The following is a 22,057-nucleotide window of genomic DNA, read 5'->3' as shown; positions in this document are numbered from 1 at the left end:
GCCGGAATTTTATGGGCAAGATCTTACGCCTCCTGCACCGCGTCGGCGCGGGTGACCACACGCACCCAGCGGCCGCTGCAAAGGCGGATGAAACCCAAGATGCTCTTGACGATGTTGTCACACCGCAGGCAGAAGAACACCACCGGCGCGGACCAGTGGAACACAAAGCCGCCCAGAAGGCCCAGAGGGATGGCCAGCATCCAGAGCAGGCCGCTGTCCAGAATGAGGTTGGTGCGCACGTCGCCGCCGCCCCGCAGCACCCCCACCACCATCACGGTGCCCACCGCCTGGAAGGGCTGGATGGCCGCCAGAATGGTCATCAGGATGAGGGCGGTGTCGTGGGCCTGCCGGCTCACGTTGTAAAGGCTCATGACGGGGCGCTGGCCCGCCAGCAGCAGCGCCGAGGCGGCAAGGCTGAGCACAACGCTCACCGCCACCGTGCTGTTGGCGGCCCGGCGGGCGTCCGCCAGGCGCCCTTCGCCGATGGTCTTGCCCACCACCACGGCGGTGGCGTTGGCCATGCCGAAGATGAACACGCTCACCAGGTTGTTCACCACGTTCACGATGCTCACCGCGCTGGTGAAGCTGGGGCCCATATGGCCGATGGTCAGGTTGGTCACCGCCGTGCCCAGCGCCCACAGCAGCTCGTTGCTCACCACCGGCACGCTGTTGCGCACATAGTCGCCGAACAGCCCGCTGCGAAAGCGCAGCAGCCATCTTGGGGTGAAACGAACCGTGCGCTCGACGAAGCACATGTACGCCAGCACCGCCCCGCACTCGAACAGGCGGGCCATGATGGTGCCCAGGGCCGCGCCCCGCACCCCCAGCTCCGGCGCGCCCAGCTTGCCGAAGATGAAGCAGTAGTTAAAGAACACGTTCACGAAAAAGCTGCTGGAATAAACGGCGATGCTCACCTTCACCTGCTCCACCGCCCGCAGGCACATGATGTAGCAGTTGGAGAAGCTGTAGAAGATGAAACTCAACGACAGCCATTCCAGGTAGGCGGCCCCCTCCCGGATCACGCCGGCGTCGGCGGCGAAGATGTGCATGATCTGCACCGGGAACAGCCGCCCCAGCACGGTGAACAGCGCCGCCGCGCCCAGGGCAAAGCGCAGGCTGAGGGCGAAGACCTGCCGGATGCGCGGCATGTCCCGCCTGCCCCAGTACTGGGCGATGAGCACCGCCGCGCCGCTGGCAAGGCCGAAACCGGTGACGTTGAGAAGGATGAACAGCTGGCCGCCCAGGTTGGCGGCGGCGATGGCCGTGTCGCCCAGCTGGCCCAGCATGATGATGTCCATCATATTTACGCCCAGGCTGATGACGTTCTGGATGGCGATGGGCAGGGTGATGGCCAGCACCCGCCGGTAAAAACCCCAGTCGGTGAAAAACCGGGCTTGCAGTGTTTGCAGCATAAAAACCCCTCACAGATCTGTTGCTGGTTTCCAGTATAACACGGCGGGGCCGGCTTGAACAGCCCCCGGGCAAGGTGTATTTTTTGTAAAAAAGTTTGCACAATCAGCCGGAATGCGGTATACTAATGGAAGAATATGCAATTTCCGCCCCCGCAGGGAAAAAGGAGGCAGGGCATGGGATACACGCCGCTTGAACTGGAGCGCCCGCTGGCCATCGACCGCATCTATTCGGTGCATTACTTTGAGTATGGGCCGGATTACGCCTTTGTGGGTGAAAGCCATGATTTCTGGGAGCTGGTCTACGCCGACAAGGGCGAGGTGTATGTCACCGCCGGCGACGAGGAGAAGCTGCTGAAAAAGGGGCAGATGATCTTCCATCAGCCGGGCGAATTCCACAACGTGCGGGCCACCGGCGACGGCGCGCCCAACATCGTCATCATCTCCTTTGAGTGCGGCGGCCCCGCCATGGACTTTTTCCGCCGCCGGGTGGTGAACGTGAGCGACAACGAGCGGGTGCTGCTGGCCCGCATTGTGGAGATGGCCGGCGCGGCCTTCTCCACCCCGCTGGACGACCCCCTCACCCCCCACCTCATCCGGCGGGAGGGCGCGCCCTTCGGCTGCGAGCAGATCATCGGCGTGTCGCTGGAGTATATGCTGCTGTGCCTTGTGCGCCGGGGGGACGAGACCCCCCAAAGCCGCCCCACCAGCCTCATCCGCGAGCGCAGCCAGAACGAGTTTCTGGCCCGGGTGCAGCAGTATCTGGAAGCCAACATCCAGCGCCGGCTGACCTTAAGCGACATCTGCCGCGACAACCTGGTGGGCCGCAGCTACCTGCAAAAGGTCTTCCGGGAAAAGACCGGCGGCGGCGCCATGGAGTACTTTGGCAACCTGAAGATCCAGAAGGCCAAGGAGATGATCCGCCAGGGCAGCCACAACTTCACCGAGATCGCCGCCCTTTTGGGCTACAATTCCATCCACTACTTCTCCCGCCACTTCAAAAAGGTCACCGGCATGACCCCCTCGGAGTACGCCAGCAGCGTGAAGGTGCTGGCCCGCCGGGGCAGAGGTGAGGAATGAATCCCGCCGGGAAGGCGGAAGGGAAAGCCGGCGCGCTGCGCCGGTTTTCTGCGCTCTGGCTCGTGCTGCCCGCGGCGGGCGTGCTGGCCGTGGTCAGCCGCAGCTCCCCCTTCTATGCCGTGAACAACTGGTCGGACGCCCAGTGTTTTTTCCTGATGGGCAAGGCCATGGCCCAGGGGCGGATGCTCTATGTGGACGCGGTGGACCAGAAGGGCCCGCTGCTGTTTTTGCTGCACTGCATCGCCAACTGGGTCGAGGCGGACGGCTTTCTGGGCGTCTGGCTCATCGAGATCGCCGCGGCGGCGCTGTTTTTGCACTTTGCCCGGCGGCTGTTCCTTCTGTGCGGCGCGGGCCGGGCGGCTGCGCTGGCCCCCGCGCTGGTGCTGGCGGTGAGCTATTCCACCATCGCCTTCCAAAAAGGGGACAGCGCCGAGGAGCTTTGCCTGCCCCTTTTGCTGGGCGGGATGGTGCTGGGGCTGGAGACGCTGCGCCTGCGCCGCCCGCTTACCCTCCGGCTGGGCCTCGCCTTGGGCCTTCTGTGCGGCGGGGCGTTCTGGATCAAGTATAACCTCTGCGCCCCCTTCGCGGCGGTGGCCGCGGTGCTGCTGGCCTGGGGCCTTGCCCGCCGGGACTGGAAGGGCCTTTGCCGCGCTTTTGCCGGCGGCGTGCTGGGCCTTGCGGCCATGAGCCTGCCCTGGCTTTTCTACTTTTGGGCAGGCGGCGCGCTGGATGAGATGCTGTATAACTATTTTTACTGCAATCTCTTTCTCTATTCCGACTCAGCCGACGCCGCCCCGGCTCAGATACTGGCCAACATGTGGCGCAACACCTGTTCCGACCTGCGCCTCAACTGGGTGTTCGGCGTGTTCGTGGCGCTGGGGCTGCTCTGGTTCACCTTCGCCCCCCGCGCCCGGGGCGAAAAGCGGGACGCGGCCTTCTGGCTGCAGCGGTTGCTGCTGCCGCTGGGCTTTCTGGCGGTGACGGCGGCCATCTACGGCACGCCCAACAACGTCCCCATCTACTACGCCCTGGCGCTGGCGCTGTTCGTGCCCTTCGGTTTTGTGCCGCTGCTGGCGGCGGTGCGGGCCGTGGGGGACAAGCTGGCGGGCGACGGGCGCGCCGGCCGCCGGCTGTGGGCGGCCCTGGCCGCGGCGGCGCTGGCCGCCGGGGTGGGCTTTGCCTGGTGGCACGCCCCCAACCGGCAGGCCTTTGGCCAAAGGCGGGAGGATGCGGTGCAGTACCAGTTCGCCCAGGTGATGCGCAGCGTGCCGGACGCAAGCTACGAGATGTGGGGCGTGCTGGACCGGGGGTTTGGCATGGCGGCGGACCTTTTGCAGGCCAGCCCCTACATTGGCAGCTTCAACCTGCCGGTGGAGCAGATCCAGCAGGAATTTTACGGCGAGCCCGCCTTTGACACCGAGTTTATCGTCTGCGGCAGCTATGAGGACGAATACGAGGCCAGCCTGGCACGGTGGGAGCCGCTGCTGGAACAGCACGGCTATGCGCGGGTGGGCGAAGGGCAGGAGCGCCAGCTCAACCGGACGACCTACTATACCGTGCGCTATCTGCTGTATCAGCGGCAGGAATAAAAATAACAGGGCGGCCCGCCGGAGAGACATCCGGCGGGCCGCCCTTTGCGTTTGCAAAGCGCGGCTCACAGGGCGGTTTCGGCTGCGGCCAGTTTTGCCGTGTCCTCCACCACCACGGTGAAGCTGAAGGGGTTCACTTCGGTCACCTTGCCCAGGGCCCGGGTGGCCAGCAGCCGGGGGGTGCGGTTGACCACGATCTCGGCGGTCTCGGCGGGGCCGTTGCGGCGGTACTGCAAAAGGCCGCCGTCCGCCCGCGTCACCCGGAAGCCTCCCTCCCAGAAGGCGTCGCACTCCTTGCGCAGCTTCGCCAGCTGGCGCAGCAGGGGCTTGATCCGGTTCTCGGTGGAGTCCCAGTCGTAATAGGCCCGGTTGAAGGGGTCCCGGTAGCCCTGCATGCCCACCTCGTCGCCGTAGTAGATGCAGGGCACCCCCGGCAGGGTGAACAGCATGGCGTAGGCCAGCCGCACCAGCCGGATGCCGTGGTCGTACCTGGGCCGGGGCAGCCGCCGCCCGCTCTGCCAGTAGCGGTCCCGCCCTTCGGCGGGCTCGTCTTCCAGGGCGGTGAGGACGCGCTCGGTGTCGTGGGTGCCCAGGTGGTTCATCAGCGCGTGCAGCGCCGGGGCGGGGTAGTGCTCGCAGATGGCGGCCAGCTGTTCGGCGCAGGAGAGGGCGCTGCCGCCCCGCAGAAAGCCCAGGATGGCGTTGCGGAAGGGGTAGTTCATCACCCCGTCCAGCCCCTTGCCCAAAAGGTAGGTGCGGCGCACGCCGTAGGCCTCTTTGGTGGTGGCGTCCTCCCACACCTCGCCCAGCAGGTAGCAGTCCGGCCCGTGGGCCTTCACCGCCCTGCGGATGTCCTCGATGAAGCTGTCGGGCAGTTCGTCCGCCACGTCCAGCCGGAAGCCGCTGGCCCCGCGGGAAAGCCAGGTGTCGATGACGCCGCCCCTGCCGCAGATGAACTGCCGGTAGGCGGGGTCGTTCTCCCGCACTTCGGGCAGGGTGTCGAAGCCCCACCAGCTGCGGTAGCCGCAGGGGTATTTTTTGTCGAAGTCGTACCAGCTGCGGTAGGGGCTGTTCGGGTCGTGGTAAGCCCCGCCCTGGCCGTAGCGGCCCTCCCGGTTGAAATAGAGGCTGTCCGACCCGGTGTGGCTGAACACGCCGTCCAGGATGATGCGGATGCCCCGCTTTCTGGCCTCCCGGCACAGGCGGGCAAACTCCTCGTTGGTGCCCAGCAGAGGGTCGGCGTTCAGATAGTCGGCGGTGTTGTAGCGGTGGTTCGCGTGGGCCTCGAAGATGGGGTTGAGGTAGATCCAGGTGACCCCCAGCTGCTGCAGGTAGCCAAGCTTTTTGCGGATGCCCTCAAAGTCGCCGCCGAAGTAGTCCAGGTTCAGCTGGCCGCCCTGCTCGTTGGGCCAGAAGTAGGGCTCGCCCTGCTTGTTGGCCCGGTAGACCCGGTCGGCAAAGGGCATCACCGGGTGGGGCCTGCCCTCGAAAAAGCGGTCGGGGAAGATTTGATACATCACCCCGCCCCGCAGGGCCTTCGGGGTGGAAAAGCCCGCCTCATAAACGGTGAGCTGCCAGCAGGCGCCCGCCGTCCAGCTGAGCACCGCCTCGCCCAGCTCGCCCCGGTAGAGCTTGCGGAAGTCGGAATAGAGGTCGAAGTAATAGAAATAAAGCCCCGTTTCGTCCAGCGTCAGGTCCAGGCGGAAGTGGTTCACCCCCTCCACGCAGCCCTTGAAACCCATGCGGTATTCCACGGGGGCGCCGCCGTCCTTGGCAAGCACCAGCCGCGGCTCCACAAAGCCGTAGTGTTCGGGGATGGTCAGCGCCAGGCGCAGCGGTTCGCCCGCCCTCACCGCCCCGCGGGGGGTCTTGTAGGCGCTGTCAAGGCTGTTGAACAGATGGTCCAAGCAAGATCGCTCCTCTGGCAAGAGAAATTGGCGGCAGGTCCAGGCCGCGCTTCAAAAAATGCCCCCGGGCGCAATGGGCCGGGGGCGCGGGATTCATTTCACCGGGCTGGCGCCCCAGATGTTGTTGGCGTAATCGGTGACCGACCGGTCGGCGCTGAACACGCCGCTGCCCGCGATGTTGGCAAGGCTCATCTGGTTCCAGCGGGTGCGGTCGGCGTAGAGCTTCGCAAGGTCCGTGTGAGCGCGGCGGTAATCGGCAAAGTCCGCCAGCACCATGTAGGGGTCCACATTGCGCAGGTTGTTCACGATCTCGTGGAAGTCCTCGCCGTTCCAGCCCTTCTCCAGGAAGTTCAGCACTTCCAGGGTGACCTCGTCCCGGTTGGCGAACATGCTGGGATGATAGCCCATGGCCTTGAGGGCGTTCACTTCCTCGGTGCGCATGCCGAAGATGACCTCGTTGTCCATGCCGGCGGCGTCGGCGATCTCCACGTTGGCGCCGTCCAGGGTGCCCAGGGTGATGGCGCCGTTCAGCATGAACTTCATGTTGCCGGTGCCGGAAGCCTCGGTGCCCGCAAGGCTGATCTGCTCGCTCACCTCGCTGGCGGGCATCAGCCGCTCGCTGGTGGTGACGTTGTAGTCCTCCAGATAGACCACCTTCAGGATGTCCCGCACGGCGGGGTCGGCGTCGATGTATTCGCCCAGCTTGCAGATCAGGCGGATCATCTGTTTGGCCATGTAATAGCCGGGGGCCGCCTTGGCGCCGAAGATGTAGGTCTTGGGGGTCACGTCGGCATTGGGATTGGCTTTCAGATACAGGTACTGGGCGGCGATGTTCAGCGCGTTCAGGTGCTGGCGCTTGTACTCGTGCATCCGCTTGACCTGGCAGTCGAAGATGGAGCCCGGGTCGATGACCTGGCCGGTGGCCTTTTTCAGATGGGCGGCAAATTCCGCCTTGTTGGCCTTCTTCACCTCGTCCAGGGCGGCCAGCACCTTCCTGTCGTTCTTGAAGGCGGCCAGGCGGCTCAGCTGGGAAGCGTCGTGCTTGAAGCCGGGGCCGATCACGTCGCACAGCAGTTTGGTCAGCGCCGGGTTGCCCGCCAGCAGCCAGCGGCGGTAAGCAATGCCGTTGGTGACGTTCTTGAAGGCCTGGGGCTTGTAGAGGTAGTAGTCGTGGAAGACGCTGTCCTTGATGATCTCGCTGTGCAGCTTGGACACGCCGTTGATGGAGTGGCACACATAGCAGCAGATGTTGGCCATGCGCACCTGGCCGTCGCCCAGGATGGCCATGTAGTCGATTTTGCCCGTATCGCCGGGGAAGGCTTTTTCAAAGTCGGCCCGGCAGCGGCGGTCCATCTCCTGCACGATGGTAAAGATGCGGGGCAGGGTGGTGCGGAAGATGTCGATGTTCCACTTCTCCAGCGCCTCGCTCATCACGGTGTGGTTGGTGTAGGCGAAGGTGCGCCGGCAGATGTCGAAGGCTTTGTCCCAGCCGTAGCCGCACTCGTCCAGCAAAATGCGCATCAGCTCGGGGATGGCCAGGGTGGGATGGGTGTCGTTCAGCTGGATGGCCGCCTTCTCGGGCAGGGTGTCCAGGCTGCCGAACTGGGCCAGGTGGTTCTGGCAGATGTCGCCGATGGAGGCGGCGGACAAAAAGTACTGCTGGCGCAGGCGCAGGATCTTGCCCTCCATGTGGTTGTCGTTGGGGTAGAGGATCTTGCTGATGAGCTCCGCCGAGGCGTTCTGGCGGATGGCGTTGCCGTACTCGCCGGCGTTGAAGCTCTTCATGTCAAAATCGGGGGCCTTGGCCTGCCACAGCCGCAGCTTGGCGACGCCCCGCCCGTCGTAGCCCTGCACGTACATGTCGCTGGGCACGGCGATGACGCTGGAGTAGTTTTTGTGGATGACGTGGTGGAAGCTGCCCTGCCAGCTCTCCTCGACCTCGCCGTCGAACTTGACCTCGATGCTCTGGTCGGGATGGCTCTTCAGCCACACCTGGCCGCCGGGCAGCCAGTTGTCGGCCTTCTCCTGCTGCCAGCCGTCCACGATCTTCTGCTTGAAGATGCCGTATTCGTAGAGGATGGAGTAGCCGGTGCCGGCGATGCCGGTGGTGGCCATGCCGTCCAGATAGCAGGCGGCCAGGCGGCCCAGGCCGCCGTTGCCAAGCCCCGCGTCGGGCTCTTCGTCGTAGATGCTTTCCAGCTTGATGCCGGCGTCCGCCAGAACGGCCTCGGCCACGTCCGCCAGCCCCAGGCTGAACAGGCTGTTTTTCAGGCTGCGGCCCATCAAAAACTCCATGCACAGGTAGTACACCTGCTTTGCGCCGGTGCCGTAGGCGCGGCTGATGAACTTCTTGTGGCCGTCGCTCATCATGCGCCGGGCGATGAGCGCCAGCACACGATAGATCTGCTGGTTGCTGGCCACGTCCAGCGTGGTGCCGTATTCGCTGGCCAGCCGGTCTTTCAGCAGCTTGTCAAATTCCCGTTTCGTATACTTTGCCAAATGTATCTCCCCTTGTTTTGTATTGGACAAAAAGGCGCGGCCGCCGGGAAAGGGCGGCGCAGGCCTTGAGAAAAGCGGTCCATATGCTTTTCTATTGTACCAAGTTTTGCCGGCTGTTTCAAGAAAAAATCCGTTCCCGGGAACCGAAATCCGCCACCGCGGGGCCGAAAGGGGGCGGAAATTCCAAAAATGGGCTTTTCTGCGCCGGTGAAATATATTATAATAGCGTATAAAAGAGAACCGGGCGCGCCCCGGCTTTGCATACAAGAAGATTCGATTGCGAGGGAAGACCATGCCTGCGAACAAAGTGAAGCTGACGGTGTGCGGGTCCAATTATGTGATCTCCACCACCGATCCTGAGGAATATGTGCAGTCCCTGGCCGAGCGGCTGGACAGGGACATGAACGAACTGATGAACCAGAGCCCCTCGGCCAGCGTGGCCGCCAGCGCCGTGGTGGTGGCCCTGGGCTATCTGGACGAACTGCAGAAGAACGCCTCCAGCGCCGACAACATGCGCAGCCAGATCAAGGACTATCTGGAGGACGCCGCCAAGGCGAAACTGGCCGCCGAGCAGGCCCGCCGCGAGGTGGAGCGGCTGCAAAGGGAAGTGCAGCGCCTGCGGGAGAGCCGCCCGTGACCGGCCAGCCGGGCCCCGCCCGGGCCGCGGGCCTGGCAGAGAAATACGGCCTTCGCCGTTCGGTGGAGGTGCTGGCCCCGGCGGGGGACGGCGAAGCTTTGCGGGCCGCCGTCTTTGCCGGGGCAAACGCGGTGTATCTGGGCCTTCGGCAGTTCAGCGCCCGGCGCACCGCCGGCAATTTTGATGAGCAGCAGCTGAAAGAGGCGGTGGCCTTTTGCCACGCGCGGGACGTGCGCGTCCACGCGGCGGTGAATACCACCGCCTTTTCCGGCGAACTGGGCCTTCTGGCCGGCACCATCCGCATGGCCGCCGGGGCCGGGGTGGACGCCCTCATCGTGCAGGACCTGGCCACCGCCGCCCTGGCGCGGCAGATGGCCCCCGGCCTTGCCCTCCACGGCTCCACCCAGCTCACCGTCCACACCCTGTCCGGGGTGCGGCAGCTGGCGGAAATGGGCTTCGAGCGGGCCATCCTGGCCCGGGAGCTGAGCCTTGCCGAGATCGCCGCCATCACCAAGGAAAGCCCCATCGAGATCGAGGTGTTCGTCCATGGGGCGCTGTGCATGTCCGTTTCCGGCCAGTGCTACATGAGCGCCTTTCTGGGCGGGCGCAGCGGCAACCGGGGCGAGTGCGCCGGGCCCTGCCGGCTGCCCTTCGCGGCGGACGGCTCCGGTGCGGCCCACCTGTCCCTGAAGGACCTGTGCGCCGTGGGCAGCCTGCCCGCCCTGGCCAGGGCCGGGGTGGCCAGCGTCAAAATTGAAGGCCGGCTGCGGGGGCCGGAGTATGTGGCCGCCGCCGTCAACGCCTGCCGCAAGAGCCTTGCGGGGGAGCCGTTCGACAAGCAGCAGCTGCAGGATGTGTTCTCCCGCTCCGGCTTCACCAACGGCTACATCGAGGGCAGGATAAGCGGCGATATGTTCGGCGTGCGCACCCCCGAGGACACCGCCGCCAGCAGGGCGGCCATGCCCGCCATCCGGGCGCTTTACCGCCGGGAGGCCCAGCGGGTGCCGGTGGCCTTCACGGTCACCGTGGCCGAAAACGGCTGCACCTTGGTCGCCGCCGACGGCGCGGGCCGCCGGGCCGAAGTGGCCCTGGCCGGGGCCATGGAGCCCGCCCGGGCGGACCAGCGCCCCGCCATCGAAAAGGCGCTGGCCAAGACCGGCGGCACCCCTTTTTATTCCGAGAGCGTGGACTTTGAGGGCGAGCCGGGCTACCTGCCCGCCTCCGCCTGGAACGACGCCCGCCGCGCCGTGCTGGAGCGGCTTCTGGCCCTGCGCAGCGCGCCGAAAGCCTGGAGCTGCGCCCCCGCCCGCCTGCCCGCGGCGCGGCGGCACGCCCTGGGCGCGAGACAGCTCTGGGCCCGCTTTGAAGGGCCGGAGCAGCTGCCCGCGCCCCTGCCCGGGGACCTCGCGGGCATCATCCTGCCCCTTTTGCGCTGGCGGGAGGCGCCGGAAGCCTTGCGGGCCAAAACCGTGCTGGAAGCCCCCCGGGTGATGTTCGGCGGCATGGAGGCCGCCACCGCCAAGGCCCTGGCCGAGGCGAAGGACGCGGGCTTTGCCGGGGTGATGGTCCACAACATCGGCCATCTGCCCCTGGCGAAGGGCTGGAAACTCTATGGCGGCTTCGGCCTCAATGTGGCCAACCCCCTGTCCGCCCTGTGCTGGAAGGACCTGGGCCTCTCGGCCCTCACCGTCTCCCCCGAGACGCCCTTTGCTGAGATGGAGGCCATCGACCCCGGCGTGCCCACCTGGGCCATCGTGTACGGCCACCTGCCGCTGATGATCACCCGCGCCTGCCCGCTGCAAAACGTCACCGACTGCGCCCACTGCAACAGGCAGGGCCTGCTCACCGACCGCAAGCGCCGGCGTTTCCCGGTGCGCTGCGGCGGGGGAGTGCGGCAAATTTACAATCCCGTGCCCCTTTACATGGGGGACAAGCTGAAAAAACTCCCGGCGGACGGAGCGCTTGCCTGGTTCACCCTGGAAACGCCCGCCGAGGCCGCCCGGGTGCTGGCGGCGCTGGAAAAAGGGGAGAGCTGGCCGGAGGAATTCACCCGCGGGCTCTACTTCAAGACCCCCAGTGCCCCCGGGGCCGGAAAGGATGAAACGAGATGAACGTGAACTACACCCTGACGCTGCCGGGGGCGAAAGCCCCGGAATACGCCACGGCAGGCTCCGCGGCGGCGGACCTTTTCGCTGTGCTGGACGCGCCCCTCACCGTGCCCCCCATGGGCCGGGCGCTGGTGCCCACCGGGGTGGCCATCCAGCTGCCGGGGCCGGAGTATGTGGCGCTGGTGTGCGCCCGCAGCGGCCTTGCGGTCAAGCGGGGGCTGACCCTCTCCAACGGGGTGGGGGTCATCGACTCGGATTACCGCGGCGCCATCCAGGTGGGGCTGGTGAACCTCTCCGACGCACCCTGCACCATCCAGCCCGGCGAGCGGGTGGCCCAGCTGATGGTGATGCCCGTGGCCCGCTGCGCCTTCACCTTCGCGGAAAAACTGGACGAGACCCGGCGGGGCGAGGGGGGCTTCGGCTCCACCGGCCGCCTGTGACAAAAGAAAGGAAGATACGCCCGTGAAACGCACATTGCTGCTCTGCTTTTTCATCCTCTCCGGCATCCTGCTGGGGGCCATGATCGCCAGCCTCGCCGCCGGCACGCCCGGCCTTTCCTGGCTGGCCTTCTCCCAGAGCATCGGATTCCACCCGGTGCTGGATTTGTCCGTCGTCAAACTGGACCTCAACTTCACCATGGGCATCAGCGTGGCCCAGATCATCACCATCAGCCTGGCCATTTTCGCCTACACCCGCACCCGCATCTGAAATAAACTGAAGGAGCGTTTCGTTATGTCATTGATCCTTGCTTCCACCAGCCCCCGGCGCAAAGAACTCTTGAGCCTCATCACCACCGATTTCAAGGTGGTGGGAAGCGATTTTGACGAGAGCGCCCTCACCGCCGCCGACCCCCGCCAGACCGCCGAGAACCTGGCCTTCGGCAAGTGCATGGTGGTGGCCCGGGAATACCCCGAAGACACCGTCATCGGCTGCGACACCGTGGTGGACTGCGGCGGCAAAGTGTTCGGCAAGCCCAGGGACAAAGAGGACGCCCGCCGCATGCTCAAAGCCCTTTCCGGGGCGGACCACTACGTCCACACCGGCGTGTGCGTGTGGCACGAAGGGGAGAGCCACACCTTCACCGCCACCACCCGGGTGCGCTTTTTTGCGCTTTCCGACGAGCAGATCGAGGCCTACATCTCCACCGGTGAGCCTTACGACAAGGCCGGCGGCTACGGCATCCAGGGGGCCGCGGCCCTCTTCTGCGAGGAGATCGAGGGCTGCTACTACAACATTATGGGGCTTCCTGTCTCCCGTCTGGCCCGCCTTCTGCAAAAATTTTGAACAAAATGCGAAACTTCGCCCGGCCGCTTGAGAAACACAGGGCGTGCGGTTATAATATAAAAGTAAAAATCTGCGGGATCGCATCATATACGTTCATAGAGAGTGTGTAAAGGAGAGTAATTCAACATGTTCAGCAAAGACATCGGCATCGACCTCGGCACCGCCAATACCCTTGTCTACCTGCGGGGCAAGGGCATCATCATGCGCGAGCCCAGCGTGGTGGCCGTGGATATCAAAAACGACGAGGTGCGCAGCGTTGGCCACGAGGCCAAGGCGGTCATCGGCCGCACCCCCGGCAGCATCGTGGCGGTGCGCCCTTTGAAGGACGGCGTCATCGCCGACTTCGACATCACCGCCACCATGCTCAGCCGCTTCATCAAGAAGGTGTGCGGCAACAGCATGTTCTTCCGCCCCCGGGTGGTCATCTGCATCCCCTCCGGCGTGACCGAGGTGGAGCGCCGCGCCGTGAAGGAGGCCAGCCTGAAGGCCGGCGCCCGTCAGGTGCGGGTCATCGAAGAGCCCATGGCCGCGGCCATCGGCGCGGGCCTGCCCATCAGCGAGCCCTCCGGCAGCATGGTGGTGGACATTGGCGGCGGCACCAGCGAGGTGGCCGTGATCAGCCTGGGCGGCATCGTGGCCTCCCGCAGCGTGCGCGTGGGCGGCGACGAGTTCGACCAGAGCATCATCGCCTACATCAAGCGCAAGTACAACCTGCTCATCGGCGAGCGCACCGCCGAGCAGATCAAGATCGAGATCGGCTCCGCCTTCGAGCTGGACCAGGAGACCAGCATGGACATCAAGGGCCGCAACCTGGTGGACGGCCTGCCCAAGAACATCACCGTGCACTCCGAAGAGGTGCGGGAGGCCCTGGAAGAAAGCCTGCAGAAGATCACCGACGCCATCAAGGAGACCCTGGAGCGCACCCCGCCGGAGCTGTCGGCGGACATCATCGACCACGGCATCATGCTCACCGGCGGCGGCGCGCTGCTGCGCGGGCTGGACCAGCTGATCAACCGGGAGACCGGCATCGACGTGCATGTGGCCGAGAACCCCCTGGACTGCGTGGCCGTGGGCGCCGGCGCGGTGCTGGACCATCTGGACATCCTCAGCGACGTGCTGGACGAGGATTCCAGCCATTTCTGAGCGCCGCGCAAAAAAGAGGCGCGGGCGGAAAACCTGTGCGCGGGCGGCGTTCTTTCGCCGCCCGCTTTTGAATTGAAGGCCCCGGCACGGACGGGGCGCAAGGAGTTTTGCCCATGCGCGACTTTTTCCACACCAAAAAATTCAAGATCCTGCTGGCCGTGGCGGTGGTGCTGGCGGGCATGATGGCCTGGGCCGGCGCCAACGGCCGGCTGACCAACGCCCCCCAGGAGATCTTGGGCGCGCTGCTCACCCCCTTCCAGAAGGCGGCTCAGCTGCTGGGCGGCGGGGTGGACGGCCTTTTGGACAAATACGCGCGCATCGACCAGATCATCGCCGAGAACGAGGCCCTGCAGCAGGAGAACCAGGAACTGCGGGACCAGCTGGTGGACTATGACCAGCTGGCGGCGGAAAACAGGGCCTTCCGGGACCTGCTCAACATCCGGGAGGAAAACCCCGAGTTCCAGTACGCCTCGGCCTTCGTCATCAGCCGCGACCCGCTGGACCGCTTCGGCGGCTTCACCATCGACCAGGGCACCCTGAACGGGGTGGAAAAGGGGGACGTGGTGGTCAGCGACCAGGGCTACCTTGTGGGCCGCGTGCTGGAGGCGGACCTTTCCAGCAGCAAGGTGATGACCATCCTGCAGCCCGGCTCCTATGTGGCCTGCCTTGTGAGCCGCACCCGCGACAGCGGCAACCTGAACGGCTCGGCGGACTACGCCGCCGACGGCATGTGCGTGCTGGAAAACCTCCCCCGCGACACCCTGGCCATGGTGGGCGACGAGGTCATCACCACCGGCCTCGGGGGCGAGTTCCCCGCCGACATCCGGGTGGGCGCCATCCTGGAGCTGGTGCCCGAGGAGAGCGGCACCTCCACCATCGCGGTGGTGGAGCCGGGGGCGGACATCAACAAGCTGACCCATGTGTTCATCGTCACCGATGATTCTTCCGAGGGGTAAGGAGGACGCGCCATGACCTCACGCAGCAAGCGCAATCTGATGCTGGCCGGCAAGTGGGCCAGCTACTTTGTGCTGCTTATGCTGGCCGCCACCCTTCAGACCACCCCGGGCTTTCTGGTGCTGGGCGAGATACGCCCGGTGTTTATCCTGCCGCTGTGCCTTGCGGTGGCGGTGTGCGAGGGCGAGTATCCCGGCGCCTTCTTCGGCGCGGCGGGCGGCCTTCTGTGGGACTTCACCGCAGGCCGCCCCGGCGGCCTGCTGGGCCTGGGCATGCTCTGCGTGTGCTTCGGCGCCGCCATTCTGGTGAGCCTCTATCTGCGGCTCAACTCCATGAACTTCGTGCTGGTGAGCGGCGTTTGCGCCGTGCTGGTCACCGGCGTGGACTTTCTGTTCTTCTATGCCATGCCCGGCTACGCCGGGGCGGCGGCCCGCTATTTTGAGGTGGTGCTGCCCATCGCGGTGTTCACCGCCGCCCTTTCCCCCGCCAGCCTCTGGGCCGCCCGCTGGGTGAACCGGCGCTTTGCCCTGCCCGACTGACCCGCTTTTTTTCCATTCCCCTGCCGCAAAGGAGGCAACTGCCCATGGATCGAAAAAGCCTTGCCCGCCGCCTTGGCGCGCTGATCGCCGCCACCGCCGTGGTGATGGGCGCCTTCATCCTGCGCCTGGTGCAGTTCCAGCTGGTGCAGGGGGAGGAGCTGCTGGAAAAGGCCCAGCAGGTGAGCAATTACCTGTTCAGCATCCCCGCCGCCCGGGGCGAGATCGTGGACGAATACGGCCGGGCCATGGCCTCCAACGTCTCGGGCTACAACCTGGTCATCAACAAGCTGATGCTCACCGGCGATCTGAACGAGACCCTGGTGGAGCTGGTGGAGATCCTGCAGGCCGGCGGCGACGAGTGGAACGACACCATGCCCATCAGCGCGCCGGAAAACGGCCATTATGAATTCACCGCCGGCGAGGACGACTCCCGCGCCCAGAGCCGGCTGGACGCCCTGAAAGAGAACCTGGTCAAACAGCCCTACGCCACCGCCGATCAGGTGATGGCCGCCGTGGTGGAGCGCTATGAGCTGGAGGACTATTCCCCCGAGTGGCAGCGCATCCTGGGCGGCATCCGCTACCAGATGGAGCTGGAGGAGTTCAGCGACAACAACAACTTCACCCTCGCCGAGGACGTGAGCAGCCGCACGGTGGCCACCGTCAAGGAGCGGGGCCTCACCAGCGAGGGCGCGGACATCACCGAGACCAGCTACCGCGTCTATGCCGACGGCACCCTGGCCCCCCATCTTCTGGGCTACGTGGGCCCCATCTACGCCGAGGACTGGAAGGTCACCGACGAAGAGGGCAACGTCAGCTATCCCCTGAAGGAAAAGGGCTACGCCATGAACGACACCATCGGCCAGGCGGGCCTGGAGCAGGTGGGCGAGGACAAGCTGCGGGGCGAGGACGGCATCAAGCAGGTCACCCGCGACAAGGACGGCGTCATCATCTCCACCGAAGTCATCCAGGACCCCCAGCCGGGCCTGACCATGGTGACCACCATCAACGCCGACCTGCAGAAAAAAGTCTATGAGGCGCTGGAAAACCAGATCCTCAACCTGCAGGCCACCGCCGAGCAGTACAAGGGCAAGGAGGCCAGCGCCGGGGCGGTGGTGGTCATCGACGTCAAGACCGGCGGCATCCTGGCCTGCGTCAACTACCCCAGCTACGACCTTAACCTGCGCAGCACCAACGCCGCCCAGTACGCCAGCGACCCCAACACCCCCCTGGTGGACCGGGCGCTGCGGGGCCTGTATTCGCCGGGCTCCACCTTCAAGCCGGCGGTGGCGCTGGAGGGGCTGCTCTCGGGCCTCATCACCCCCACCGACACCCCCATCCGCTGCGGCGGCGCCCAGTCCAGCTACAACTACTACGTCACCAGCGGCGGGCCCCGGTGCGAGGGCATCGGCCACGTGGGCGGCGCCAGCCTTGACCTTTACGACGCCCTGGGCTACAGCTGCAACACCTATTTCTACGACCTGGGCCGCCGGGAAGGGGCCGAGAACTTCAACGAGATGGCCCGCACGCTGGGCCTTGCCACCGAGACGGGGGTGGAGCTGTCGGAATACACCGGCCGCACCACCGACCCGGACGACGACAACTTCACCCTGGGCCTTGAGCTGATGGCGGCCATCGGCCAGGGCAACACCGCCGTGACCCCGGTGCAGCTGACCACCTGCGCCGCCACCATCGCCAACGGCGGCACCCGCTACCGCACCCACTTCATCTCCAGCTACCGCGATTCCAACACCGGCGAGGTGGTGGAGAGCTTCGAGCCGGAGGTGGTGGCCCAGGTGGAGGACAACATCGGCGCCTTTGACGCGGTGGAAGAGGGCATGATCCGGGCTGCCAGGAACAGCAGCGCTTTGCGGGACTATCCCATGACCATCGCCGTCAAGACCGGCAGCCCCCAGCGCGCCGAGTACTACGACAAGGAAAAGGGCCTGACCTACCTGAACAGCGCGGTCATCGCCTACGGCCCGGTGGAGGACCCCCAGATCGCCATCGGCGCCATCATGGAGTACGGCGGCGGCGGCTCCAACCTGCTGCCGGTGGTGCGGGACATTTTCAACGCCTACTTCATCGAAAAGACCGGCGACCTGCAAAGCGCCGAGGCGGGCCAGCTTCTGCCCTGAAAATGGCGCAAACACGCCATTTCCCGGATTTTTTTGTCCCTTCTTCACAAAACATCCCTTGCGCTCGGGGATGGTTTGTGCTACTATGATAATAAGAGCGTGCTGTTCCCGCCAGCCGGGGCGATATGCAGCTGGCAGAAACCGACTGGCAGGGAGGCGTGGGCTTGAGCGCAAAGATCGTTATGGTGGCTTCCGGAAAGGGGGGCACCGGGAAAAGCACCCTTTCGGTGCTGCTGGGCGGGCGCCTGGCCGCCGCAGGGGCCAAAGTGCTGCTCATTGAGCTGGATTCCGGCCTGCGCAGCGTGGACATCATTTCCGGCGTCTATGGAAAAACGGTCTACGACATCGCCGACGTCCTCAGCGGCCGGTGCGAAGGCGCAAAAGCCGTTGTGGCAAGTCCGCTCTATCCGGGCCTGTCGGTGATTTCTGCGCCCTATGAGTGGGGCGGCACGGTGCAGCCGGCGGCGCTCAAAAAACTGCTGGACAAACTCGCGCCCGTTTTCGACTGGGTGCTGGTGGACACCGCCGCCGGCCTGGGCGCGCCCTTCAAGGCGGCCCTTTCGGTGAGCGAAACGGTGCTGCTGGTGCTCACGCCGGACCCTGTCACCCTGCGGGACGGGCACATCGCGGCGGAGGAAGCCTTTGCCGCGGGGGCCAAACAGGTGCGCCTGGTGTTGAACCGGGTGGGGCCCGCCAGCTTTGGCGGTGCGGTGCGGGACCTGGACGAGTGCATCGACACGGTGGCCGCCCAGCTGATCGCCGTGGTGCCCGAGAGCAGCCAGCTGCAGCTGTGCGCCGCCAGGGGGCAGGCGCTGCCCGCCGACACACTGGCTTTCCGCGCGGTAGACAACCTTGCCCGCCGCCTTCTGGGCCAGCGGGTGCCGCTTGCCGTGTGGGGCTGACAAGGCCGCCGCAGCCGGCTTTTCAATTATATCTGCACCATGAGCATCGTATATACAACGTTGGGAAACAGAGCAGGGGGGAGGAAACATCATGAACATCGCGTTGATCGCGCACGACACAAAAAAAGAACTGATGGTCCAGTTCTGCATCGCATACTGCGGCATTCTCAGCCAGCACACGCTGGTGGCCACCGGCACCACCGGCAAGGTGGTCAGCGAGGCCACCGGCCTGCCCATCCAGTGTTTTTTGGCGGGCGTTCAGGGCGGCGACCAGCAGATCGCGGCGCGCATCGCCTGCAACGAGATCGACCTGCTGCTCTTTTTCCGGGACCCCATCAGCGCCAAACCTCACGAGCCCAACGAGATGAACCTGCTGCGCCTGTGCGACGTGCGCAACATCCCGCTGGCCACCAACATCGCCACCGCCGAGGTGCTCATCCACGGCCTGGAGCGGGGCGACCTGGAGTGGCGCAGCATCGTGAACCCCAAGCGCTGAGCCTTCACAAAAACCATAAAAGCGGCCCCCGGCATTGCCGGGGGCCGCTTTCTGCCTGCTAGGGCGCTTTGATGCGGAGCGGTTTCGGGCCGGCGGCTGGCTTCAGTCGTGGAGGGGCTCGGCCTCCCAATTGCGGATGGCGCCGCTGTGGCCGTCGATCTCGAACTCATACTCCATGCCGCCGTAAACGATCTTGCCCTCGTATTCCACGCGGCCGTCGTCCCGGTCGATCTCAAACTCCCGGATGTCCGAGGCGGAGGCGCCGGGCACCTGGGCCAGGGCCAGGGCTTTCGCGTCCTCGGCGCTCAGGGCGCCGGAGGCGGCGGGCGGGGCGTAGTCCTCGGCGTCGTAGTCGTAGCTGACTACCTCGCCGGTGGCCGCGTCGATCTCGTAGTCGTACTCCTTGTAATCGGCGGTGTAGAACTCCACGTCGTAGACAAGGCGGCCGTCGTCCCGGTCCAGTTCGGCCTTGATGAAGGTCACGTTGTCGGAGGAAAGGCCCGCGTGAGCCAGGGCTTTGGCCTTGGCGTCCTCGGCGGAAAGGGTGGAGCCGTCGTTCACGATGGCCGCCGGGCTCTGGGCAGCGGTGGGGGGCGCGTAGTGCTCCACGTCGTAGTCAAAGCTCACCACCTCGCCGGTGGCCGCGTCGATCTCGTAGTCGTATTCCTTGTGATCGGCGGTGTAGAACTCCACGTCATAGACAAGGCGGCCGTCGTCCCGGTCCAGCTCGGCCTTGATGAAGGTCACGTCGGTCTCGGCAAGGCCCGCGTGGGCCAGGGCCTTGGCCTTGGCGTCCCCGGCGGTGATGGAGCCTCCGGCGGGGGAGGAAGCGCTCTGGGCCAGGGGCGCGCTCTCGGTCTGGAGGACCACGCCGGACAAAGCGTCCACCTGGCTCTCGTAGCGGCTGCCGCCGGAGGTGAAGGACACCAGATAGTACTCCGTGCCGTCCCGGCTGGCCAGTTCGGTGCCAAGGAAGGTCACCGCTTCGGCGGAGAGCCCCGCCCCGGTAAGGGCGGCGGCGCGGGCGGCCTCATCGCCGATGTAGGCCAGCTGGCCGTCGTTGGCGCAGGCGGTGAAGAGGGCAACGGTGAGGGCGGCAAGGGCCGCGGCGATCAATTTTTTCATCAGAGGATTCTCCTTCCTGTTTTGTTCTGATGCCAGTATAGGCCCCCAACATGAAGCGAACATGAAATTTTCGAACGATCCTCAAAAATTTTTTCAAAAAAAACGCCTCCCCGGCGCCGGGGAGGCGGAACGTCATTGCGCCAGCGGCATGTGCAGGGTGAAAGCGCTGGGCGCGCCCTCGGCGCTTTCCAGCGTCATGCGCCCGCCGTGGAGCTGGGCGATGCGCTGCACCAGCGAGAGGCCCAGGCCAACGCCCTCCTGCTCATCGCTGCGGGCGGCGTCCACCTGATAAAACCGCTGCCAGATCTTCTCCTGCTGGGCGGCGGGGATGCCGGGGCCCTCGTCGGCCACGGTGAGAAGGGCTTCGCCGCCCTCGGCGCGCACCTCCACCGTCACCGTGCCGCCGGGCAGGCCGTACTTGAAGGCGTTGTCCGCAAGGTTCGCCACCAGCCGCCCCAGCAGCGCCTCGTCCCCCTGCACGGCGACCCCCTCTGCCAGCGCGAGGCGCAGCCGCGAAGGGTCGTAGTTCTGTTCTTCCACCGCGTGCCGGGCCAGCTGCCCCAGGTCCAGGGGCGCGGGCCGCAGGGGCTCGGTGCCCTGGTCCAGCCGGGTGAGGGCCAGCAGCTGGCCGATGAGCCCGGCCATCCTGTCCGCCTGGCGCTGGATGGTGTCCAGCGTCTCTCGCCGCTCCTCCTCGGTCTCGTCGTAGGCCTTGCCGTATTCGCAGGCACTCTTGATGACCGCCACCGGCGTGCGCAGCTCGTGGGAGGCGTCGGCGGTGAAGCGGCGCTCTGCCTCAAAGCTGCGCTGCAGCCGCTCCAGCAGGCCGTCGAAGTTTTGAGCAAGCTGTGTCAGTTCTTCGCCGCCGGGCACATGCCCGATGCGCAGCGAAAGGTCTCTGCCCTCGCCGATGGAGGCGGCCGCGGCGTTCACCGCGTCCAGCCCCCGCAGCGAGCGGCGCAGGATGAAGTAGCTGCCCAGCGCCCCCGCCAGCACGAAGAGGGGCAGGGCCACCGCCGCGGCCAGCAGCAGGTTGCGGGCGGCGGAGGATGCGTCCGGCACCTCCTCGAGCCCCCGCAGCCACACGCCGTTCTCCCAGCCGTCGGCCACCCACAGGTCCAGCAGATACCACTCGCCGCCGGCGGTCTCCACCGTGCGCAGGGCCCCGTTCTCAAAGGCCGCCGTCTCGGAAAAACCCACCGGCAGCTGCCCCGCCAGCAGTGCCTCGGCCTTGCTGTATACAAGGCAGGAAACGCCCCCGCGGGAGAAGGAAAAGCCCTCGCCGGCGGCAAACTGCCCGTCGGTGAAGGTCACCAGGGCGGCGTTGGCCCGCACCGTGTCCGCCAGCTGCTGGCGGGCGGTGCGCTGCACCACCGAATTGCTCATGCTGAAGGCAAACAGCAGCATCAGCGCAAAGAGCGTCACCACCAGCAGGGTGATGAGCAGGGTGATGCGGGTCTTGACAGAGCGAAGCTTCACGGCGCGCCTCCTTCCTTCGGGGCGCGCAGCACCCAGCCGGAGCCCCGCACCGTGTGCAGAAGGCGGCGGCCTTCGGGCACGTCCGCGTCGATCTTCTTGCGCAGGCGGCTCATGTAGCCGTCGATGTTGTTGGAGCTGCCGGCCTTTTCATAGTTCCAGATGCGGTCTTCCAGCTGCTCCCGGCTGAGCACCGTGCCCGCGTGACGCACAAGATGCTCCAGAATGGCGTACTCCTTGGGCAGCAGGGGGATGTCCCGCCCGGCACGGGACGCGGTGCGGCCCCGGGTGTCCAGCACCAGGTCCCCCACCGTCAAGGTGTCGGTGCGGCTGCCCGCGTGCTTGCGGGTCATGGCCCGGATGCGGGCCAGCAGCTCTTCAAAGGCGAAGGGCTTCACGAGATAGTCGTCCGCCCCCAGGTCCAGCCCCTCCACCCGGTCGGCCACCGAGTCCCGGGCGGTGAGGAACAGCACCGGGATGTCGCTGCCCTGGGCCCGCAGCTTTGCCAGCAGCTGGTGACCGTCCATTTTGGGCATCATCACGTCCAGCACGATGCCGTCGTATTCCGCCCCGGCCAGATAGTCCAGGGCCTCTTCGCCGTCAAAGCAGCCGTCCACGCTGTAGCCCGCCTTGGCCAGGGCCTTGACGATGAGCCGGTTCATGTCCTTTGTGTCCTCCACCACGAGGATGCGCATGGGACCACTCCTATTACAATAAATTTGGACAGGAAAGCCGTGCAGCCAGTCCGGCTTTCCTTCCATCTCGTGCCTAAGC

At 65.8% G+C, this 22,057-nt stretch carries 19 protein-coding genes; 13 read left to right on the top strand and 6 right to left on the bottom strand.

All coding sequences use genetic code 11. The features are described 5' to 3' along the window. Positions 1-23: 23 nt before the first annotated feature. Positions 24-1,412: an MATE family efflux transporter gene (locus ACH2AT_RS03200; protein WP_394963562.1), complete on the bottom strand. Its 1,389-nt coding sequence runs from the start codon at positions 1,410-1,412 to the stop codon at positions 24-26. Positions 1,413-1,586: 174 nt separating this feature from the next. Between ACH2AT_RS03200 and ACH2AT_RS03195 the strand changes: the two genes are divergently transcribed. Both ACH2AT_RS03195 and ACH2AT_RS03190 read left to right on the top strand, forming a co-directional pair. Then, complete coding sequence (locus tag ACH2AT_RS03195) at positions 1,587-2,489, top strand: helix-turn-helix domain-containing protein (protein ID WP_394963561.1); 903 nt, start codon at positions 1,587-1,589, stop codon at positions 2,487-2,489. Continuing rightward, entirely contained in the window at positions 2,486-4,078 is a 1,593-nt protein-coding gene (locus ACH2AT_RS03190) for a hypothetical protein (RefSeq protein WP_394963559.1), read from the top strand. The genes ACH2AT_RS03195 and ACH2AT_RS03190 overlap by 4 nt, the downstream gene beginning before the upstream one ends. Before the next feature lie 65 nt (positions 4,079-4,143). Here ACH2AT_RS03190 and ACH2AT_RS03185 read toward each other — a convergent pair whose 3' ends face one another. Both ACH2AT_RS03185 and ACH2AT_RS03180 read right to left on the bottom strand, forming a co-directional pair. After that, positions 4,144-5,985: a glycoside hydrolase family 13 protein gene (locus tag ACH2AT_RS03185; protein ID WP_394963557.1), complete on the bottom strand. Its 1,842-nt coding sequence runs from the start codon at positions 5,983-5,985 to the stop codon at positions 4,144-4,146. A 93-nt stretch (positions 5,986-6,078) separates the two neighbouring features. Beyond that, positions 6,079-8,484, bottom strand: a complete 2,406-nt coding sequence (locus ACH2AT_RS03180; protein ID WP_394963555.1) for a glycogen/starch/alpha-glucan phosphorylase — start codon at positions 8,482-8,484, stop codon at positions 6,079-6,081. A 292-nt stretch (positions 8,485-8,776) separates the two neighbouring features. On the opposite strand from ACH2AT_RS03180, the gene ACH2AT_RS03175 reads away from it, so the two are divergent. The 11 genes from ACH2AT_RS03175 (at position 8,777) to mgsA (ending at position 18,682) form a co-directional block, all read left to right on the top strand. Next, on the top strand, positions 8,777-9,121 hold the full coding sequence (locus tag ACH2AT_RS03175) for a cell division protein ZapA (RefSeq protein WP_394963553.1): 345 nt from the start codon (positions 8,777-8,779) through the stop codon (positions 9,119-9,121). After that, on the top strand, positions 9,118-11,232 hold the full coding sequence (locus ACH2AT_RS03170) for a DUF3656 domain-containing protein (RefSeq protein WP_394963551.1): 2,115 nt from the start codon (positions 9,118-9,120) through the stop codon (positions 11,230-11,232). Before ACH2AT_RS03175 ends, ACH2AT_RS03170 begins: the two co-directional genes overlap by 4 nt. Next, complete coding sequence (gene dut, locus ACH2AT_RS03165) at positions 11,229-11,669, top strand: dUTP diphosphatase (RefSeq protein ID WP_394963549.1); 441 nt, start codon at positions 11,229-11,231, stop codon at positions 11,667-11,669. Before ACH2AT_RS03170 ends, dut begins: the two co-directional genes overlap by 4 nt. Positions 11,670-11,691: 22 nt before the next feature. Next, positions 11,692-11,937, top strand: a complete 246-nt coding sequence (locus ACH2AT_RS03160) for a DUF4321 domain-containing protein (RefSeq protein ID WP_394963547.1) — start codon at positions 11,692-11,694, stop codon at positions 11,935-11,937. A 24-nt stretch (positions 11,938-11,961) separates the two neighbouring features. Beyond that, positions 11,962-12,513 (top strand): Maf family protein, encoded by a 552-nt coding sequence (locus ACH2AT_RS03155; protein WP_394963545.1) that lies wholly within the window; start codon positions 11,962-11,964, stop codon positions 12,511-12,513. 126 nt (positions 12,514-12,639) lie between these two features. After that, on the top strand, positions 12,640-13,656 hold the full coding sequence (locus tag ACH2AT_RS03150) for a rod shape-determining protein (protein WP_394963543.1): 1,017 nt from the start codon (positions 12,640-12,642) through the stop codon (positions 13,654-13,656). A 113-nt stretch (positions 13,657-13,769) separates the two neighbouring features. Then, a complete protein-coding gene (gene mreC, locus ACH2AT_RS03145) occupies positions 13,770-14,612 on the top strand; it encodes a rod shape-determining protein MreC (RefSeq protein ID WP_394963541.1) in 843 nt (280 codons plus the stop codon). Between the two features lie 12 nt (positions 14,613-14,624). Continuing rightward, the gene (mreD, locus tag ACH2AT_RS03140) at positions 14,625-15,149 is read left to right on the top strand and encodes a rod shape-determining protein MreD (protein WP_394963540.1); all 525 of its coding nucleotides are present in this window, start codon (positions 14,625-14,627) and stop codon (positions 15,147-15,149) included. A gap of 44 nt (positions 15,150-15,193) precedes the next feature. Continuing rightward, on the top strand, positions 15,194-17,284 hold the full coding sequence (locus ACH2AT_RS03135; RefSeq protein WP_394963539.1) for a penicillin-binding transpeptidase domain-containing protein: 2,091 nt from the start codon (positions 15,194-15,196) through the stop codon (positions 17,282-17,284). Positions 17,285-17,409: 125 nt separating this feature from the next. Then, positions 17,410-18,186 (top strand): AAA family ATPase, encoded by a 777-nt coding sequence (locus tag ACH2AT_RS03130; protein WP_394963538.1) that lies wholly within the window; start codon positions 17,410-17,412, stop codon positions 18,184-18,186. Between the two features lie 91 nt (positions 18,187-18,277). Continuing rightward, the gene (gene mgsA, locus ACH2AT_RS03125) at positions 18,278-18,682 is read left to right on the top strand and encodes a methylglyoxal synthase (RefSeq protein WP_177521873.1); all 405 of its coding nucleotides are present in this window, start codon (positions 18,278-18,280) and stop codon (positions 18,680-18,682) included. 102 nt (positions 18,683-18,784) lie between these two features. Here the strand turns inward: mgsA and ACH2AT_RS03120 are convergent, their stop codons facing one another. The 3 genes from ACH2AT_RS03120 to ACH2AT_RS03110 all read right to left on the bottom strand — a co-directional run bounded on the left by ACH2AT_RS03120 (position 18,785) and on the right by ACH2AT_RS03110 (position 21,978). Continuing rightward, on the bottom strand, positions 18,785-19,807 hold the full coding sequence (locus ACH2AT_RS03120; protein WP_394963536.1) for a PepSY domain-containing protein: 1,023 nt from the start codon (positions 19,805-19,807) through the stop codon (positions 18,785-18,787). 132 nt (positions 19,808-19,939) lie between these two features. Further along, complete coding sequence (locus ACH2AT_RS03115; RefSeq protein WP_394963534.1) at positions 19,940-21,286, bottom strand: sensor histidine kinase; 1,347 nt, start codon at positions 21,284-21,286, stop codon at positions 19,940-19,942. Further along, positions 21,283-21,978, bottom strand: coding sequence for a response regulator transcription factor (locus tag ACH2AT_RS03110; RefSeq protein WP_394963532.1), 696 nt, complete (start codon positions 21,976-21,978; stop codon positions 21,283-21,285). Before ACH2AT_RS03110 ends, ACH2AT_RS03115 begins: the two co-directional genes overlap by 4 nt. Positions 21,979-22,057 lie beyond the last annotated feature (79 nt).

The sequence above is a fragment of the Candidatus Allofournierella excrementigallinarum genome, assembly GCF_944388085.1.
Lineage (GTDB): Bacteria > Bacillota > Clostridia > Oscillospirales > Ruminococcaceae > Allofournierella_A > Allofournierella_A excrementigallinarum.
This window is presented reverse-complemented; position numbering and strand designations above follow the sequence as displayed.

Coding starts and splice junctions, on each gene's coding strand:
- ACH2AT_RS03200 (WP_394963562.1), bottom strand. CDS start 1,412: ATGCTGCAAACACTGCAAGCCCGGTTTTTCACCGACTGGGGTTTTTAC.
- ACH2AT_RS03195 (WP_394963561.1), top strand. CDS start 1,587: ATGGGATACACGCCGCTTGAACTGGAGCGCCCGCTGGCCATCGACCGC.
- ACH2AT_RS03190 (WP_394963559.1), top strand. CDS start 2,486: ATGAATCCCGCCGGGAAGGCGGAAGGGAAAGCCGGCGCGCTGCGCCGG.
- ACH2AT_RS03175 (WP_394963553.1), top strand. CDS start 8,777: ATGCCTGCGAACAAAGTGAAGCTGACGGTGTGCGGGTCCAATTATGTG.
- dut (WP_394963549.1), top strand. CDS start 11,229: ATGAACGTGAACTACACCCTGACGCTGCCGGGGGCGAAAGCCCCGGAA.
- ACH2AT_RS03155 (WP_394963545.1), top strand. CDS start 11,962: ATGTCATTGATCCTTGCTTCCACCAGCCCCCGGCGCAAAGAACTCTTG.
- ACH2AT_RS03150 (WP_394963543.1), top strand. CDS start 12,640: ATGTTCAGCAAAGACATCGGCATCGACCTCGGCACCGCCAATACCCTT.
- mreC (WP_394963541.1), top strand. CDS start 13,770: ATGCGCGACTTTTTCCACACCAAAAAATTCAAGATCCTGCTGGCCGTG.
- mreD (WP_394963540.1), top strand. CDS start 14,625: ATGACCTCACGCAGCAAGCGCAATCTGATGCTGGCCGGCAAGTGGGCC.
- ACH2AT_RS03135 (WP_394963539.1), top strand. CDS start 15,194: ATGGATCGAAAAAGCCTTGCCCGCCGCCTTGGCGCGCTGATCGCCGCC.
- ACH2AT_RS03130 (WP_394963538.1), top strand. CDS start 17,410: ATGCAGCTGGCAGAAACCGACTGGCAGGGAGGCGTGGGCTTGAGCGCA.
- mgsA (WP_177521873.1), top strand. CDS start 18,278: ATGAACATCGCGTTGATCGCGCACGACACAAAAAAAGAACTGATGGTC.
- ACH2AT_RS03120 (WP_394963536.1), bottom strand. CDS start 19,807: ATGAAAAAATTGATCGCCGCGGCCCTTGCCGCCCTCACCGTTGCCCTC.
- ACH2AT_RS03110 (WP_394963532.1), bottom strand. CDS start 21,978: ATGCGCATCCTCGTGGTGGAGGACACAAAGGACATGAACCGGCTCATC.